Genomic DNA, 15,424 nt, shown 5'->3' on the forward strand with positions numbered 1-15,424 from the left:
CGCCTCGTCCATTGCTACCACGACACTGCAGCAGGAGAGCAAGCATGGGCGACCACTTCAGCCGTTTTCAGGGAAAGACCGTGATAGTGACCGGCTCTTCGTCCGGCATCGGCGAGGGCATCGCGCGGCGCTTCGCCGCCGAAGGCGCGAATGTCGTCCTCAATTCTCGCAGCCGCGAGGACCTGGAGAATGTTGCGAAGGATCTGGACGAAGATCGAACGCTGATCGTCGATGGCGATGTCGGGAAGAGCGATTTTGCCAAACAGTTGGTCGCAAAGGCTGTCGAGCGGTTCGGCGGACTTGACGTGCTGGTCAACAATGCCGGTGTCGGTGCCTTCGGCATGCTTGCCGACGCGAGCGACGAGGATATCGACAAGGTCATCGACATCAATGTGAAGGGCGTGCTCTATCTCTGCCGGGAGGCCATCCCACATCTTGCCAAGACCAGGGGCTCGATAATCAACACGTCCAGCGTGTCCGGCACAGGTGGCGACTGGACGCTGCCCATCTATAACGCGTCAAAGGGCGCGGTGACCAATCTCACGCGTTCGCTGGCCCTGCAGCTCGGCCGCAAGGGCATCAGGGTCAACGCGGTCAATCCGTCGATCACCCGTTCGGAGATGACCGGCGGCATCACCGATAACGACGATCTGGTTAAAGCGTTCATGCGGCGCATGCCACTGGGGCGGATTGCCGAGCCCGACGACATCGCCGGGCCGGTGCTGTTCCTTGCCAGCGACGATGCGCGCTTCGTGACGGGCGTGAACCTGGCCGTCGATGGCGGGGTTTCCGCCAGCAACGGCCAGCCCAATTTCATGGCGTATCAGGACGAATAATCGCCCCGGCGCTTTCCTAACCCTGCGCCGCGCGCTTGGCGCGCTTGCGCTCATGCGGGTCGAGGATCGCCTTGCGCAGGCGGATGCTTTCCGGTGTCACCTCGACCATCTCGTCGTCGTCGATATAGGCGATCGCCTGTTCCAGCGTCATGACGCGCGGCGGGGTGAGGCGGATAGCGTCGTCCTTGCCGGTCGAACGGAAGTTCGTCAGCTGTTTCGACTTCATCGGGTTCACTTCGAGATCGTCCGGCTTGGCGTTCTCGCCGATGATCATGCCTTCGTAGATCTTCGCCCCACCACGGATGAACAACTCGCCGCGATCCTCCAGCGCGTTGAGCGCATAGGGTACGGCTTCACCCGGAACCATCGAGATCAACACGCCGTTCTGGCGACCTTCGATCGGGCCGCGATACGTATCATACTTCTCGAACAGGCGATTCATGATGCCCGTGCCGCGCGTATCGGACAGGAATTCGCCGTGGTAGCCGATGAGGCCGCGCGAGGGAGCGGAGAAGGTGATGCGGGTCTTGCCCTGGCCCGAGGGGCGCATTTCGGTGAGCTCTGCCTTGCGGCGCTGCATCTTCTCGACGACGGTACCAGAGTGTTCGTCGTCGACGTCGATGACGACGGTTTCGAACGGCTCCATGCGCTGGCCGTTTTCCTCACGGAACAGCACGCGCGGGCGGCTGATGCCGAGTTCGAAGCCTTCGCGGCGCATCGTCTCGATGAGGACGCCGAGCTGCAGTTCGCCGCGACCGGCGACTTCGAAGCTGTCCTTGTCCGCGCTTTCGGTGATGCGGATGGCGACGTTGGTTTCCGCCTCGCGGTAGAGGCGGTCGCGGATCATGCGGCTGGTGACCTTGCTGCCTTCGCGGCCCGCGAGCGGGCTGTCGTTGACCGAGAACTGCATCGCCAGCGTCGGCGGATCGATCGGCTGTGCTTCGATCGGCGTCTTCACGCTCGGATCGGCAATAGTGTTCGACACGGTCGCCTTTTCGAGGCCCGCCAGCGCGATGATGTCGCCCGCTGACGCTGTTTCGACCGGCACGCGGTCGAGACCGTCGAAGCTCATCAGCTTGGTCGCACGGCCGACCTCGATCACATTGCCTTCGCTATCGAGAGCGTGGATCGGATCGTTGATGTTGATCGTGCCGGACTGGACGCGGCCGGTCAGCACGCGGCCCATGAAATTGTCGCGGTCGAGCAGGGTGGCGAGGAAGCTGAACGGCGCCTCGGTGTCGAGGCCCGGCGGCGGCACGTGGTCGACGATCAGTTTGAACAGTGGCTCCAGATTGCCGTCGCGCGCCGTCTCGTCCTCGCTCGCATAGCCATCGCGGCCTGAGGCCCACAGGCTCGGGAAGTCGAGCTGCTCGTCATTTGCGTCGAGCGAGGCGAAGAGATCGAACACCTCGTCGAGCACTTCCTGCGGGCGGGCGTCGCCGCGGTCGATCTTGTTGACGACCACGATCGGGCGCAGGCCCAGGCCCAGCGCTTTGCCGGTGACGAACTTGGTCTGCGGCATCGGGCCTTCGGCGGAATCGACCAGCAGGATGACGCCGTCGACCATGCTCAGGATACGCTCGACCTCGGCACCGAAGTCGGCGTGGCCCGGCGTATCGACGATATTGATGCGCGTGCCGTTCCATTCGACGCTGGTGCACTTGGCAAGAATCGTGATCCCGCGTTCCTTTTCCAGGTCGTTTGAGTCCATCGCGCGCTCTTCCACGCGCTGGTTCTCGCGGAAGGTGCCGGACTGGCGGAAAAGCTGGTCGACAAGGGTGGTCTTGCCGTGGTCGACGTGGGCGATGATCGCCACGTTGCGCAGGTCGCGGGACATGGTTGTATGCTTTCGTAAGTTTGGCAGTCGCCGGCGGGCCTGTACCCGGATCCGGCAATTCGCGCGCGCCCTAGCGCAGATGCTGCAACGCGGCAAGAATTTGCAGTGTGATGTGAAAGGCACACTGGCGGAATCCCGCCAACTTGCCGCCTGCTAAATGCTTGAGGTTACGCATGCATACGAATATTCGCCGCCCGGCTCGCGTGATTTTGGGGACTGCGCAGCAGACCGCAAATGCGTCTTGAGAGAAGAGGAACTTTCATGAAATTCACTACATTCGGCCGTACTGCGACCGTTCGTACCGCGCTTCTGGCTGGCGCCGCCGCGCTTGTCTTGCCGAACGCCGCCGCGGCGCAGGACGTCGGCGACGACGCAGAAATCGGCGAAGTCGAACCGGAAACCGAAGTCGGCAATGTCATCGTTGTTACCGCGACCAAGCGCCAGCAGACCCTGCAGGAAGTGCCCGTCGCCGTCAGCGTGACCACAGCCGAGACGATCGAGCGCGCGCAGATCCGCGATCTCAAGGATCTGCAGACGCAGGTGCCCTCGCTGCGCGTCAACCAGCTGCAGAGCTCGGCCAATACCAACTTTCTCATCCGCGGCTTCGGCAACGGCGCGAACAACGCCGGTATCGAACCCTCGGTCGGCGTGTTCGTTGATGGCGTCTACCGCAGCCGTACCGCTTCGCAGATTACCGACCTTCCCGATGTCCAGCGTGTCGAGGTCCTGCGCGGTCCGCAGTCGACCCTCTTCGGCAAGAACGCCAGCGCCGGCGTCATCTCGATCGTTACCAAGGAGCCGGAATTCGAATTCGGCGGCACGGCCGAGATCAGCTATGGCAATTACGACGCAATCGTCGCCAAGGGCCTCGTCACCGGCCCGATCGCCGATAGCCTGGCCTTCAGCCTCGCGGGCGGCATCAACAAGCGCGACGGATATCTGTCCGACCTCGCGACCGGTAATGACAGCAACGAGCGTGACCGCTGGTTCACGCGCGGCCAGCTGCTGTTCGACAATGGCGGCCCGTTCACCGCACGGCTGATCGGCGACTATGACAAGATCGACGAAATCTGCTGCGGCGCCGTCAATCTCCAGCGCAGCCCGGCGAGCAATGCGATCCTCGCGCTCGGCGGACAGATTCCGAACCCGAACGATCCCTTCGCGGATGTGATCTACAACAATTTCGATTCGACCAATGACATCGAAAACTGGGGCGTTTCGGGCGAACTCGGTTTCGAGATCGGCGATTTTACGCTGACCTCGATCACCGCCTATCGCGAATCGCGCGCCATCACCGATCAGGACTCGGATTTCACCAGCGCGGATCTCATCGGCAGCAACTTCGCCGATGTCGGCCTCGAAACCTTCACGCAGGAGCTCCGCGTCGCCGGCAATATCGCCGACCGAATCGATTTCCTGCTGGGCGCTTTTTACTTCAACGAGGACATCGATCAGCAGAACCGCCTGATCTACGGCGAGGATTTCCGCGAATATGCGAACATCCTGATCGGCGGTCCGGTCACCAGCCCGCCCAACGATTTCGCGGTCCAGCAGCTTGAAGGCACGCTGTCGGCGCTCAATGGCCAGAACTATGCCGGCCAGTTCTTTGCGGCAGGCCAGGGCCTCAATGAAGCCTACACACTGAGCAACGAGGCACTGTCGATTTTCGGCCAGGTCGATTTCGAAATCGTCGACGGTCTGGTGCTGACGCTGGGCGCGAACTACACCGACGACAGCAAGGAAATCTCGACCAATGTCGTGTCGAGCGACGTGTTCTCGGGCATCGATCTCGTCCAGTCGGGCAACCGCGCGATCTTCGCGCAAGGTCTGGCGACGCAGGTCGGCACGCTGCTTGGCCTCGGCCGTCCGGCGACACAGGCTGAAATCGGTGCGTTCGCAGCCGGCAATCCGGCCGCATTCGGTCAGGTTTCGGCTGGCGTGCAGGCGTTTGCGGATGCAAACCAGAATAACCCGGCGGTCAATCCGCTGCTGGCGTTGCAGCCGCTGCAGTTCCTGCCGCCTTTCCTCAACGTTCCCAACAGCGTTGAAGATGGCCAGACGGACGATAGCGACTGGAGCTACACCGCGCGTCTCGCCTACGACATCTCGCCATTCCTGAACATCTATGCGTCCTACGCAACCGGCTTCAAGGCGAGCTCCTTCAACCTGTCGCGTGACAGCCGCCCGCTGGCATCCGACCTCGCGGCAGTTCGCGGCGCGGGCATTGCACCCGTCAATCTCCGCCCGGGTTCGCGCTTTGCCGGCCCCGAAGAAACCGAAGTCTACGAACTGGGCCTGAAGGGGAACTGGGACATTCTCTCGGCCAACCTGACCTTCTTCAACCAGCGGATCGAGGGTTTCCAGACGAACCTGTTCACCGGCACCGGCTTCGCGCTTGCCAATGCGGGTCTGCAGGAGACCTTCGGCATCGAGTTCGACAGCGTCGTGCGCGTATCGGATTCCTTCAGCGTGCTGGCTGCCTTCACCTATCTCGAACCCGAATATGTGGACTTCCCCAACAGCTCGATCGGCAATCTGTCGGGCGCGGAAGTGGCAGGTATTTCCGAGTTCACGATGGCAATCGGCGCCCAGTACGACAAGGAAATCAACGCCAATGGCGACCGGATCATCCTGAACACTAACTTCTATCACGAAGCGCCTGTTCAGATCGCGGACGGCCTCCCGGCCTTCTTCGATCCGCGTAATCCGGCCTCGCAGGAAGCCGCCTTTGCTGCCGCTCGGCCGTTCCGCCGTCAGGTGGACGAGCTTTCGGCCAGTGCGACCTATTCCTTCGGTTTCGGTCTCGACCTGACAGTGTGGGGCCGCAACCTGCTCGACGATCGCTACATCACGACGATCTTCGACTCGGTGGCACAAACGGGCTCGATCTCGGGTTATCCGAACCAGCCGCGGACCTACGGCGTAGCCGCGAAGTATCGTTTCTGATCGTCGTCGAAAACACTGCAAGACAGGGGAGAGGGGGCTCTTGGGCCCCCTTTTTCTTGCTTTCGTCGAATGGACCACCGTGCTGAGTCAATAGCTGCCCTGATTACGAAGGTCCTGAATTGGGACGAGATTTGATAATTTCAGAAAATCTCTTGCGATGGTGCTACAACGAACCCTCGGCATGAACGGGACGATCTTCACCCGGCATGCGTCCTATGACCCCGTGAGCGCAGACATGGGGTCCTTTTATCGGTTCTGATAATCTAGAGTGCCCGCAAAGCCTGCGCCGGTTTTGCGCGGAGCAGCGGTAGCGAGGCGCCGACTGCAAAGGCGAGCACGATCGCAAGGCCTAGGCCCAGAACCGCGAGAATTTCACCCCAATCGGGAAGCCAGTCGAATTCGAACAGCTGGGTCACCACCAACCAGCCCGCAAAGCTGCCCACGGCCAGGGCGACCAGTGCAAGCGCCCCGGCGAGAACGACATATTCGATCAGCTGCATGCGGAGGATCTGGCCACGGTCCGCGCCGAGCACGCGCAAGACCACCGTGTCATAGGTCCGCGCAGCGCGTGCCGCGGCAATCGCGCCAAGCAAAACGGCTAAGCCGGCAAGAACCGCGACGCTCGCCGCCGCAAGTGTCGCCAACCCGACCTGCTCGAGAATCGTCCGCGCCTGACCCAGCACGCCGCCGACCTCGATGACCGAAGCGGACGGGAAACCGGCGACAAGTGCTTGCAGCAGGGGTGCGGTCGGCTCGCCTTCCGAAAGCTCGATCGTCGCTGCGAGATTGTGTGGCACATCCGCCAGCGCATTGGGGCTGAGGACGAAAACGTAGTTGAACCCCATGCTCTCCCAGTCGATCCGGCGGAAGCTGGCGATGCGCGCCTGCTTTTCCACCCCAAGCACGCCGAAAGTCAGCATGTCGCCGATCTCGAGGTCGGCTGCCGCGGCGAATTCCTCGTCGATGGATACAAGCGGTTCGCCTGCGTACATCGGTCCCCACCATTCCCCCTCCGTCACGACGTTGCCGGCGGGCACGCTGCCGGCATAGGTAATGCCGCGCTCCCCGCGCAGGGGCCAGGCGCCATCGGGAATTTCCTCAAGCTCCGACGTGCGGGTCATGGCGCCTTGCGGTCCGAAAGCGAGCACCGATCCGCGCAGGGCCGGGACGGTGCGCCAATCGGCCTGCGGATCGGCCTGCCGCACCAGGGTCTCGAATTCGTCCACGCGATCGCGGGGAATGTCGAGCACGAAGTAGTCGGGCGCCTGCTGCGGCACGCGGCTTTCGATATTGCCGTCGATCGCGGACTGGACCGCGGCGAGAAGGACGAATGCGGAGAGGCCGAAGCCGAGCGCCGTCACTAGCGCTCCGGTCGCGCTGCCGGGGCGATGAAGATTGGCGAGAGCGTTGCGCGCGATCGGGTCGCGCGGTCGCGGCAGGGCGGCCGCCAGTTTGCGAATGGCGAAGCCTAGCAGGGCGAGCAGGCCGAGCAGCACCGCCGCGCCGGCCAGGAAGCCACCCGACAGCAGCGGTTGTTCGGCTGTCAACAGGGCGAGGGCCACGATCGCGGCAAGGCCGCCCCCGACGACCGACACCGCCAGGCGATCGCGCGCCAGCGGAGCCACCCGGGCCCGCATCAGCGCCATTGCCGGGAAATTGCGCGCGCGCAACAGCGGCGGCGCGGCAAAGACCAGCGCCACCAGCAGGCCATAGGCGAGCGCCAGCAGAAGCGGGCCGGGTGCGACGATGAAGCCTGACGAGACGGGCAACAGCCCCTCGAGCGCGCGTGCGAGCAGCGGGACGATAACAATGCCTGCGACAATTCCGGCAAGGCTGCCCGCAAGCGCCGCTGCAGCGATCTGGAGCGCGTAGATTCGCGCAATGTCGCGGCTGCTGGCACCGAGAATTTTGAGCGTGGCGATCCCTTGCCGCCGCGCGTCGAAATAGCTTGTGACGCCACCTCCGATACCGATACCGGCGATCACGAGTGCGGCCAGCCCGACGAGGGTCAGAAATTCCCCCATGCGGTCGACGAACCGGTCGGTACCCGGTGCGGCCCGGTCGGCCGTGTCGATGTCGAAACCCGCATCAGGGTAAGTATCGCGCAACGCTTCGCTCACATCCTCGGGGTCGCGGGTGCTGTCGAAGCGCACACGGGTCTTGGATTCGTACATCGAACCCGGCGCAATCAGTCCGGCGCGCTGGGGCAGATCGTCGGCGACAATGATCGTCGGGCCAAGCTGGAAACCTTCTCCGAGGCGGTCGGGCTCATCAGCGATCAGACCGCCCACTTCGACGGCCTGCGTGCCGATCATGATGGTTTCGCCCACGCTCACGCCCAGCCGCTCGGCTGCGCCGGGCGATAACCAGGCCTCGTTCTCGGCAGGCTGTCCGACGGTGCGACCATCTTCGAGCACCAGCTCGCCGTAAAGCGGATAGGCGGCGTCGATCGCTTTCAATTCGATGGGGGCTGCCTGATCGCCATTGCGGGCCATCGCCTGCATGCGTGTACCGGCGGACACGGTGCCATAGCTCTCGAGCGCCGCACGCTCTTCATCGTTCAGTGAACGCTGCCACAGCTCGATCTGCAAATCTCCACCGAGGAATTGCCGGCCGTTCGCTTCGAGTTCACGCTCGATCGCGGCGGTCAGCGTGCCGATGGCGGCGAGGGCTCCGGTCCCAAGAAACAGGCAGACCAGCAGCAGGCGAAGACCGCGGAACCGCGCATTGAGATCGCGCCGGGCGATGCGCCATGCGGTGCCCCAACTCATCGCGGTCGTACTCATGCGGCGGTATCGGTCGCGATGCGTCCGTCACCCAGCGTAAGCACCCGCTCGCAGTGTTCGGCCAGTTCGGGGTCGTGCGTAATGACGAGCAGGGTGGCGCCCGTTTCCTCGCGCCGGCGGAACAGCAGTTCGACAATCTCGTGTCCGGTCGCCGCATCGAGATTACCGGTCGGCTCGTCGGCGAAGATCAATTCCGGGCGCGGAGCGATCGCGCGGGCGATGGCGACGCGCTGTTGCTCGCCACCGGAAAGCTGCTGCGGATAGTGGCTCAGCCTGTGGCCGAGGCCGACTGCCTCGAGTTCGGCCGTGGCGCGCGCGTGCGCATTCTCTTCGCCCGCCAGTTCCATGGGCGTCGCAACATTCTCGAGCGCGGTCATGGTCGGCAACAGGTGAAAGGCCTGTAACACGATGCCGATGGCTCCGCGCCGCGCATGGGCCAACGCATCTTCGTCCATCGAGGCGAAGTCCTGACCGGCGACCTTCAGCGTGCCGCCGCTCGCGCGCTCCAGGCCGGACAGCACCGCCATCAGCGAGCTCTTGCCCGATCCGGACGGGCCGAGAAGTGCAACGGTCTCTCCCTTGCCGATATCGAGGTCGATCCCGCGCAGGATTTCCACCGGCGCGGCGTCGCTGCCGAGTGTGAGTGTCAGGTTGCGGGCGGAAATAGCGGCTTGAGATGTCGTCACGGCGCTGCGATGGCATGGGGACACAGGTTGCACAAGGAAACTTGCCGATGCGGCTATATCATTTGTCGATCCCGATGCTGGCGCTTTCGCTGGCAGCTTGCGGCTCCCAGGCCGGGGAAGCCGTGGTGGAGGATCAGCCGACGGCGCAATCCACGGCGCGGCCAGATATCGCGGTCGAGGGACCGGAGCGGCGGATTCTCGCCTTCGGGGACAGCCTTTTCGCAGGCTATGGGGTGGGCGAGCAAAACAGCTATCCCGCGCTGCTCGAGGATGCATTGCGAGCACAGGGCATCAATGCGCGGATCGCCAATGCGGGCGTTTCGGGCGATACGAGCCAGGCGGGGGCGCAGCGGCTGGCCTTTACGCTCGATGCGCAGGCGGAAACCCCCGATCTCGTCATCCTCGAACTTGGCGGGAACGACATGCTGCGCGGCCTATCGCCCGATCAGACGCGGGCGAGTTTCGAACAGATGCTGGGCGAGTTGCAGGCTCGCGGTATCCCTGTCCTGTTGATGGGCATGCGTGCGCCACCGAATTACGGGCCTGACTATCAGGCCGATTTCGACGGGCTTTATAGCGAACTGGCGCGCGAATATGATGTGCAGCTCATTCCGTTCTGGCTGGAGGCGATTTACCAGCAACCCGAGCTGTTCCAGTCCGACCGCATCCACCCGACAGTGGAGGGTATCGAAGCTCTTGTGGAGGATACGGCAGACGAGGTGGCTGCGGCGCTGCCGCCTGCAAGCTAGAGCCGTGTCGCCTGGCCGCCCTCGATCCGCCAGGTGGCGGCTTCGCTGGCGATCGTATCGAATGGTGAGGCTTCGGTGCCGGTAATCCAGACCTGCGCGCCGCTGCCCCGGAGCTGGTCGAACAACGCGGCCCGGCGCACCGGATCGAGATGGGCGGCGACCTCGTCGAGCAGCAAGAGGCTCGCGCGCCCCTGCGCCGCGAGGCCGGCGTGAGCGAGCGTGATCGCAACCAGCATCGCCTTTTGCTCGCCGGTCGAGCTTTGCGCCGCGGGCACTCGCTTCGCCGCATGCACCACGTCCAGTTCGTCGCGATGCGGACCGATCAGCGTGCGCTGTGCCGCGCGATCCCGGCCGCGGTTCTCATAGAGCGCCTGCGAGAGGCCACCCTCGTGCTCCGGAGCACCGGGCACATAGGTCAGGGCGGGGCGCGCAAACGGTTCGGCCGGCATGGCGGCAAGGCGGATCATTAGCGTTTCGACCAGCCGCGCGCGCCCCGCCATAAGTGCGCCGCCGTGTTGGACCATCTGCGCCTCGATCGCGTCGAGCCAGCCGCTTTCGGGCTCGCGCCGGTCGGACAGCAGGCGATTGCGTTCGCGCAGGGCGGCTTCGTAACGGCCGGCGTGGCTTGCATGTGCCGGGTAGAGCGCGAGCGCCATGCGGTCGACGAAGCGGCGCCGTTCTGCGGCCGGTCCGGTAAACAGTCCATCCATTGCGGGCGTGAGCCAGGTGATCGCGAGCCATTCGCCAAGTGCCGTGGCATTGGCGTCGGCGCCGTTGATGCGAACCTTGCGCCGGCCGGGATGGTCACTCTCGCACCAGGTGCCGAGGCGCACGGTTTTCCCGTCCTCTCCGAGATCGGCTGCGACCGTGAAGCCGCTTTTGCTGTTGTTGCAGACCATATCGGCGAGGGCAGCACGCCTGAGGCCGCGACCCGGGGCGAGCAGCGAGATTGCCTCCAGGACATTCGTCTTCCCAGCCCCGTTTTCTCCCACCAGCAGATTGAACTGGGCCGTGCCCGAAAGCTCGGTCGCGGCGTGGTTTCGGAAACTGGAGAGGGCAATGCGATCGAGCGCCATGGCTGGGCAGAGCGATAGCGTGATGAGCGTCATGCCGCCACACGAAACGGTCAATTCTAAAAGTTGGCAAAAAATCCCAATCTTTCGGAACCATGAACGGCGCGCCGGCTGACCGTTCAGCAGAAACTGTCGGAATTCTCCCGCTTTTCGAGTTTGGCACACCCCATGCAGAGTGGTGGGCAACCCGGAAGGTCCGGGGGAAACAACAAGCCAAGGTTCAAGGAGACCACCAAATGTCCGCTTTCGATTATGCCAGCAACCGCGCCCTCGCCGCCGTTTTCGCTATCGCCGTTTCGGCCGTCAGCATGGCGATGGCCATTGTCCCCGCAAGCCCCGCCATCTTCGTCGCCTGACGCAAGCCGCAACTCGATCAACAAGGAAGGAAATCATGTTTAACTCGGAAAACTCAAGCAAGCTCTTCGCAGCTGCTTTCTCGCTGGCCCTCTCGGCGATCTTCTTCGCCACGGCCATCATCCCCGCTTCGCCCAATGGACTGATCGCATGAACGACGTAAAATTCCGCAATACCGACCCCGCCGTCCGCCCCGCCAAGAGCTTCGCTCTCGATCGCGGCAACGGCAAGCTGATGGGCGTTTGCTCCGGCATCGCCGACTATTTCGGCATCGACGCACTCTGGGTTCGCCTGGGCTTCGTCGCAGGAACGCTGCTCGGTTTCGGCAGCTTTATCCTGATCTACCTCGCGATCGCATTGATCGCAGACTGAGCACGGCCCCCGCGCCGACCGACCCGGTTTTCGTGTCGGCCGTGCCCACAATTCGAGAAAACCGGGAGGGGCCATCTGGCCCCTCTCTTGATTCCGGCCCCCCCTCGCGGCCTCACATTGCGGAAATGCCGCCGTCCAGTTTGAGCTCGGCACCGGTCATGAAGCGGCTCTCGTCGCTGGCGAGATAGACCACCGCATTGGCGATATCATTCGGCTCGCCGACGAATTTCAGCGGAATCTGTCGCGCGAGCTTCTCCATCAGCACATCCTTGTCGATGTTATGGTTCTTGGCCGTCCCGTCGAGGATTGGTGTATCGACAAAGGTCGGATGCACCGAGTTGCAGCGGATCTGCATATTGTTCTTCGCACAGTGCAGCGCGATCGACTTGGTCAGCATCCACACAGCCGCCTTGGAGGAGTTGTAGGCGGGCATGGTATCGCTCGCGATCAGCCCGGCGATACTGGAGATATTGACGATCGATCCCGGCGCGTGCTCGCGCATCAGCGGCAACGCTTTCTGGCAGCCGTGAAAAATTGAATCGACATTGATTGCGAAGCAGCGCTTCCAGTCTTCGAACTTGCAGGTTTCAATGTTCCCGCCAACGCCGATACCGGCATTGTTGACCAATACATTAAGGCCGCCGAGATGGTCGCGAGCCGCGTCGACGGCCGCCTCCCACTGGTCGGGATCGGTCACGTCGTGCCGGACGCCATAGGCTGTGCCATCGCCCAGCCTGCCGTTGATGAGGCGCGCCGTTTCCTCCGCACCCTCGCCATTGATGTCGGTACACAGCACCCGCGCGCCTTCCTCGGCCAGACGGGTCGCATGCGCACGACCCAGCCCCTGCGCGGCGCCTGTCACCAGGGCCAGCTTGCCTTCACACCTGCCGCTCATCCATTCTCTCCCAGAAATCCGTCGAGCGATGCCATCAGCATCGCAATCCGCACGTCGACACCGTGACCCATCGCTCGCCAGCGAGCAACGAATTCCGGCAACTCGGGGCGAGGCACGTGATGGACCACGATGTCCTCGCTGTCAGTCCCGCCGCCTTCGCTCGCCCTGGTCAGGTCATGCGCGCGCAGCAGGCTGAAGCTTTCGCTGACCATGCCAGGCGAGGAATAGAAGTCGCCGAGAGACTCCATTCGCGCGGCACGATAGCCGGTTTCCTCTTCCAGCTCGCGGATGGCCGCGGTCATGGCATCTTCATCTTCCTCGCCGTCCTGGTCGCCGATCAGGCCGGCCGGAATTTCAAGGCAGATCCGCCCCAGCGGCACGCGGTATTGCGACACGAGGATCACGCGGTCGTCGTCGTCGATGGCCACGATCGCCGCGGCCCTGATCCCGCGCGACCGGCTGGCGTATTCCCAGCGTCCGCGCCTCTTGGCGGTGACGAAGCGGCCTTCCCACATCGTTTCTTCGGGTAGGTCGGCATCCGGGTCGCGGCCCGGAATCTCGATTGGATCGGTCATCGCTCGCTGGCTTAGACCTCGATGAGGCGGTCCGGCAACTCGTTCTCGTCATGGTCGCCGCGCGGGAAATGCTCGGCAAGGACCTTGCCGACATCGCGCACTCCGGCGGCCAGCCCCTCGGCAAGCCGACCCTGCCTGATTTCGACGAGCATATCGGCCATCGCCTCGCCCCAGACTTCGGCCGGAACAATGGCGGCGATCGGTTCGTCGGCAACGATTTCCGCGCGATGTTCCTGCATCGAAAGATAGAGCAGTACCCCGGTGCGACCATGCGTCCGGCGTTCGGCACCGACCTTGAAATGCTTCACCGCTGCGGCGCGGACACGCGACTGCTTGGCGGGCGAGGGCGTGAGCGCGAAGCGCAGCGGGTCCCATGACACCAGCAGCCAGGTGAGAGCGAAACCAAGAAGGCCCAAAGCGATGGTCATGCTGGCCAGCTCGCCGGTTGTCCATTCGTGCATCCAGCCGCCGATCAGCCTGTCCCACAGGTCCATGAACGGCTTCGGCAGGACGGCAAAGAGGCTCATCACCGAAAAACCGACCGCTGCGGCCCAGACCAGTACGACGTCGCTATATCCGTCGGATCGGTCGGCCAATACGGTCACGATTTCACCTGAGGTAGTGCTCTCCGCCTGTCCGACCGCATCGCTGACAATCCGGTGTTGCGCATCGTTCAGATAGCGTGCCATCACCACCCCCCGGAGGCGCCGCCGCCCCCAAAGCTGCCGCCGCCGCCGGAAAAGCCGCCTCCGCCGAAGCCGCCTCCGCCGCCCCAGCCGCCACCATCGCCATCCGTGAGGCCGCGGGCAATCGCCTTGCCGGCCTCCCACAATATGATGTCGCCGACCGCGCCGCCCATGCCGCTGCGATACCGGCGGCGGCGCCCGCGACCGAACATCGGCAGGATGAAAAAGAAGAATATGAAGGCGAGCCAGACCAGCGCGCCCAGCGGGAAACCGCCTTCGCTTTCGCGGCTTTCGCTGGCTTCCTGCGCCACGCGCGCAGCCTCCTCGGGCGGCAGTTCGAGCTGGCGGATGATCTGGTCGGCGGCCCACGAAATGCCGCCGGAGAAATCACCCGCGCGGAAGTAATCCTTCATGCCCTCGATATATTCGAACGCAAGGCCGTCCGGGATGACGCCCTCGAGCCCGTAGCCGACTTCGATTCGCATCTTTCTTTCGTTCGGCGCGACCAGAAGGATGATCCCGTCATTGCGTTCCGCATCGCCGATCCCCCATTCGCGGCCGAGCCGGTATCCGTAATCCGCAATGTCGTAACCCTGCAGGCTATCGAGCGTGACGATGACGAACTGGCGCTGATTGGCCTCTTCGAACGCGTCGAGCTTCGCGGTCAGTTCCGCCTCGGTCGCCGGATCGATAATGTCCGCATTGTCGACGACCGGCGCCGTGCCGCGTTCGGGGAAATCCTGCGCCACCGCGGGCAGGGCGAGGCCCAGCGCGGCGACACAGATCAGGACAAAGCGCAGAACGGCCTGCATGGCAGGACCGCTCAGTTGGCGGCTGCGGCGTCGGCAGGCTCGTTGGTGTTGTCGTTGGCACCGCTGGCCGCCGTATCGGCAGGGGCGCTGCCGCCGCCCGCGCGCATGTTCAGCTCGGGCGCGACTTCGGCGCCTTCGCTGACGGCTTCATAGGGTACCATCGGTTCTGCACCGTGAATGATGTTCGCGCCGATCGTGTCGGGGAAGGTGCGGATGGTCGTGTTATACTGGCGCACCGCCTCGTTATAGTCGCGGATCGCCACGCGGATGCGGTTTTCCTGCCCTTCGATCTGGGTCATGAAACGGCCGAAGTTCTCCTGGCTGCGCAGTTCGGGGTAGCGCTCGACCGAGACGAGCAGGCGGGACAGCGCGCCACCAAGCGTGTTCTGCGCCTGCTGATACTGCTGCATCGCTTGCGGGTTCGTCAGATCGTCGCCGCTGACCTGGACTTCCGGTCGGGTCGCCGAGGCACGCGCTTCGATGACCTGGTTGAGTGTCTCGCGCTCCTGCTCGGCAGAGGACATCACGATCTGTTCCAGATTCGGGATGAGGTTGGCGCGTTCCTGGAAGGCGGCTTCCACATCGGCCCACTTGGCCTTGGCGTTTTCTTCCGCCGCGGGGACCGAATTGATGCCGCAAGCAGACAGCGCAAGCGCGGCCGCAGCCACGATCGAGGTTCGAAGAGCGGCGAAACGGGTCATGGGGGAGCGTCCTTTGGTAAAGATGGGGGGTGACTGCCTTAGCAGAATAGCACACCTCGGCTGGCGTTCAAGATTAACACGCGCTTGTCGCAAAAAAGGCTGTGTGGCAGGAAACG

At 63.7% G+C, this 15,424-nt stretch carries 15 protein-coding genes; 6 read left to right on the forward strand and 9 right to left on the reverse strand.

The features are described 5' to 3' along the window. Positions 1-44: 44 nt before the first annotated feature. On the forward strand, positions 45-836 hold the full coding sequence (budC, locus tag P8Q88_RS02255; protein ID WP_278322200.1) for a meso-2,3-butanediol dehydrogenase: 792 nt from the start codon (positions 45-47) through the stop codon (positions 834-836). A 16-nt stretch (positions 837-852) separates the two neighbouring features. Here the strand turns inward: budC and typA are convergent, their stop codons facing one another. Continuing rightward, positions 853-2,673, reverse strand: a complete 1,821-nt coding sequence (gene typA / locus P8Q88_RS02260; protein WP_278322201.1) for a translational GTPase TypA — start codon at positions 2,671-2,673, stop codon at positions 853-855. A gap of 261 nt (positions 2,674-2,934) precedes the next feature. On the opposite strand from typA, the gene P8Q88_RS02265 reads away from it, so the two are divergent. Then, entirely contained in the window at positions 2,935-5,619 is a 2,685-nt protein-coding gene (locus tag P8Q88_RS02265) for a TonB-dependent receptor (RefSeq protein ID WP_278322202.1), read from the forward strand. A 263-nt stretch (positions 5,620-5,882) separates the two neighbouring features. On the opposite strand, the gene P8Q88_RS02270 is transcribed toward P8Q88_RS02265, so the two are convergent. Next, on the reverse strand, positions 5,883-8,405 hold the full coding sequence (locus P8Q88_RS02270; protein ID WP_278322203.1) for an ABC transporter permease: 2,523 nt from the start codon (positions 8,403-8,405) through the stop codon (positions 5,883-5,885). Beyond that, on the reverse strand, positions 8,402-9,091 hold the full coding sequence (locus tag P8Q88_RS02275; protein ID WP_278322204.1) for an ABC transporter ATP-binding protein: 690 nt from the start codon (positions 9,089-9,091) through the stop codon (positions 8,402-8,404). Before P8Q88_RS02275 ends, P8Q88_RS02270 begins: the two co-directional genes overlap by 4 nt. Positions 9,092-9,138: 47 nt before the next feature. On the opposite strand from P8Q88_RS02275, the gene P8Q88_RS02280 reads away from it, so the two are divergent. Next, the gene (locus P8Q88_RS02280; protein WP_278322205.1) at positions 9,139-9,840 is read left to right on the forward strand and encodes an arylesterase; all 702 of its coding nucleotides are present in this window, start codon (positions 9,139-9,141) and stop codon (positions 9,838-9,840) included. Here the strand turns inward: P8Q88_RS02280 and recF are convergent. Next, the gene (gene recF / locus P8Q88_RS02285; RefSeq protein ID WP_278322755.1) at positions 9,837-10,916 is read right to left on the reverse strand and encodes a DNA replication/repair protein RecF; all 1,080 of its coding nucleotides are present in this window, start codon (positions 10,914-10,916) and stop codon (positions 9,837-9,839) included. The two genes, P8Q88_RS02280 and recF, sit on opposite strands and share 4 nt — an antisense overlap. Before the next feature lie 233 nt (positions 10,917-11,149). Here recF and P8Q88_RS02290 point away from each other — a divergent pair, with 233 nt between their 5' ends. The 3 genes from P8Q88_RS02290 to P8Q88_RS02295 are packed head-to-tail and all read left to right on the forward strand — an operon-like array spanning position 11,150 to position 11,639. Beyond that, entirely contained in the window at positions 11,150-11,269 is a 120-nt protein-coding gene (locus P8Q88_RS02290; RefSeq protein WP_278322206.1) for a recombination protein F, read from the forward strand. 35 nt (positions 11,270-11,304) lie between these two features. Continuing rightward, the gene (locus P8Q88_RS15045) at positions 11,305-11,421 is read left to right on the forward strand and encodes a recombination protein F (RefSeq protein ID WP_446532525.1); all 117 of its coding nucleotides are present in this window, start codon (positions 11,305-11,307) and stop codon (positions 11,419-11,421) included. Then, entirely contained in the window at positions 11,418-11,639 is a 222-nt protein-coding gene (locus P8Q88_RS02295; protein WP_278322207.1) for a PspC domain-containing protein, read from the forward strand. Before P8Q88_RS15045 ends, P8Q88_RS02295 begins: the two co-directional genes overlap by 4 nt. 112 nt (positions 11,640-11,751) lie before the next feature. Here P8Q88_RS02295 and P8Q88_RS02300 read toward each other — a convergent pair whose 3' ends face one another. From P8Q88_RS02300 to P8Q88_RS02320, 5 genes are read right to left on the reverse strand one after another with little or no spacing between them, the layout of a single operon-like run. Further along, positions 11,752-12,534, reverse strand: a complete 783-nt coding sequence (locus tag P8Q88_RS02300) for an SDR family oxidoreductase (RefSeq protein WP_278322208.1) — start codon at positions 12,532-12,534, stop codon at positions 11,752-11,754. Then, positions 12,531-13,109, reverse strand: a complete 579-nt coding sequence (locus P8Q88_RS02305) for an NUDIX hydrolase (protein ID WP_278322209.1) — start codon at positions 13,107-13,109, stop codon at positions 12,531-12,533. Before P8Q88_RS02305 ends, P8Q88_RS02300 begins: the two co-directional genes overlap by 4 nt. Positions 13,110-13,120: 11 nt before the next feature. Continuing rightward, positions 13,121-13,798: a TPM domain-containing protein gene (locus tag P8Q88_RS02310; protein ID WP_278322210.1), complete on the reverse strand. Its 678-nt coding sequence runs from the start codon at positions 13,796-13,798 to the stop codon at positions 13,121-13,123. Then, complete coding sequence (locus tag P8Q88_RS02315; protein WP_278322211.1) at positions 13,798-14,607, reverse strand: TPM domain-containing protein; 810 nt, start codon at positions 14,605-14,607, stop codon at positions 13,798-13,800. Before P8Q88_RS02315 ends, P8Q88_RS02310 begins: the two co-directional genes overlap by 1 nt. Positions 14,608-14,618: 11 nt before the next feature. Then, positions 14,619-15,308, reverse strand: coding sequence for a LemA family protein (locus P8Q88_RS02320; protein WP_278322212.1), 690 nt, complete (start codon positions 15,306-15,308; stop codon positions 14,619-14,621). Positions 15,309-15,424: the final 116 nt, after the last annotated feature.

It is taken from the genome of Qipengyuania marincola, from assembly GCF_029688625.1.
GTDB lineage: Bacteria > Pseudomonadota > Alphaproteobacteria > Sphingomonadales > Sphingomonadaceae > Qipengyuania.

Excerpts from the sequence above, each read along its gene's own strand:
- budC (WP_278322200.1), top strand. The coding sequence starts at position 45 with ATGGGCGACCACTTCAGCCGTTTTCAGGGAAAGACCGTGATAGTGACC.
- typA (WP_278322201.1), bottom strand. The coding sequence starts at position 2,673 with ATGTCCCGCGACCTGCGCAACGTGGCGATCATCGCCCACGTCGACCAC.
- P8Q88_RS02265 (WP_278322202.1), top strand. The coding sequence starts at position 2,935 with ATGAAATTCACTACATTCGGCCGTACTGCGACCGTTCGTACCGCGCTT.
- P8Q88_RS02270 (WP_278322203.1), bottom strand. The coding sequence starts at position 8,405 with ATGAGTACGACCGCGATGAGTTGGGGCACCGCATGGCGCATCGCCCGG.
- P8Q88_RS02280 (WP_278322205.1), top strand. The coding sequence starts at position 9,139 with ATGCGGCTATATCATTTGTCGATCCCGATGCTGGCGCTTTCGCTGGCA.
- recF (WP_278322755.1), bottom strand. The coding sequence starts at position 10,916 with ATGGCGCTCGATCGCATTGCCCTCTCCAGTTTCCGAAACCACGCCGCG.
- P8Q88_RS02290 (WP_278322206.1), top strand. The coding sequence starts at position 11,150 with ATGTCCGCTTTCGATTATGCCAGCAACCGCGCCCTCGCCGCCGTTTTC.
- P8Q88_RS15045 (WP_446532525.1), top strand. The coding sequence starts at position 11,305 with ATGTTTAACTCGGAAAACTCAAGCAAGCTCTTCGCAGCTGCTTTCTCG.
- P8Q88_RS02295 (WP_278322207.1), top strand. The coding sequence starts at position 11,418 with ATGAACGACGTAAAATTCCGCAATACCGACCCCGCCGTCCGCCCCGCC.
- P8Q88_RS02300 (WP_278322208.1), bottom strand. The coding sequence starts at position 12,534 with ATGAGCGGCAGGTGTGAAGGCAAGCTGGCCCTGGTGACAGGCGCCGCG.
- P8Q88_RS02305 (WP_278322209.1), bottom strand. The coding sequence starts at position 13,109 with ATGACCGATCCAATCGAGATTCCGGGCCGCGACCCGGATGCCGACCTA.
- P8Q88_RS02310 (WP_278322210.1), bottom strand. The coding sequence starts at position 13,798 with ATGGCACGCTATCTGAACGATGCGCAACACCGGATTGTCAGCGATGCG.
- P8Q88_RS02315 (WP_278322211.1), bottom strand. The coding sequence starts at position 14,607 with ATGCAGGCCGTTCTGCGCTTTGTCCTGATCTGTGTCGCCGCGCTGGGC.
- P8Q88_RS02320 (WP_278322212.1), bottom strand. The coding sequence starts at position 15,308 with ATGACCCGTTTCGCCGCTCTTCGAACCTCGATCGTGGCTGCGGCCGCG.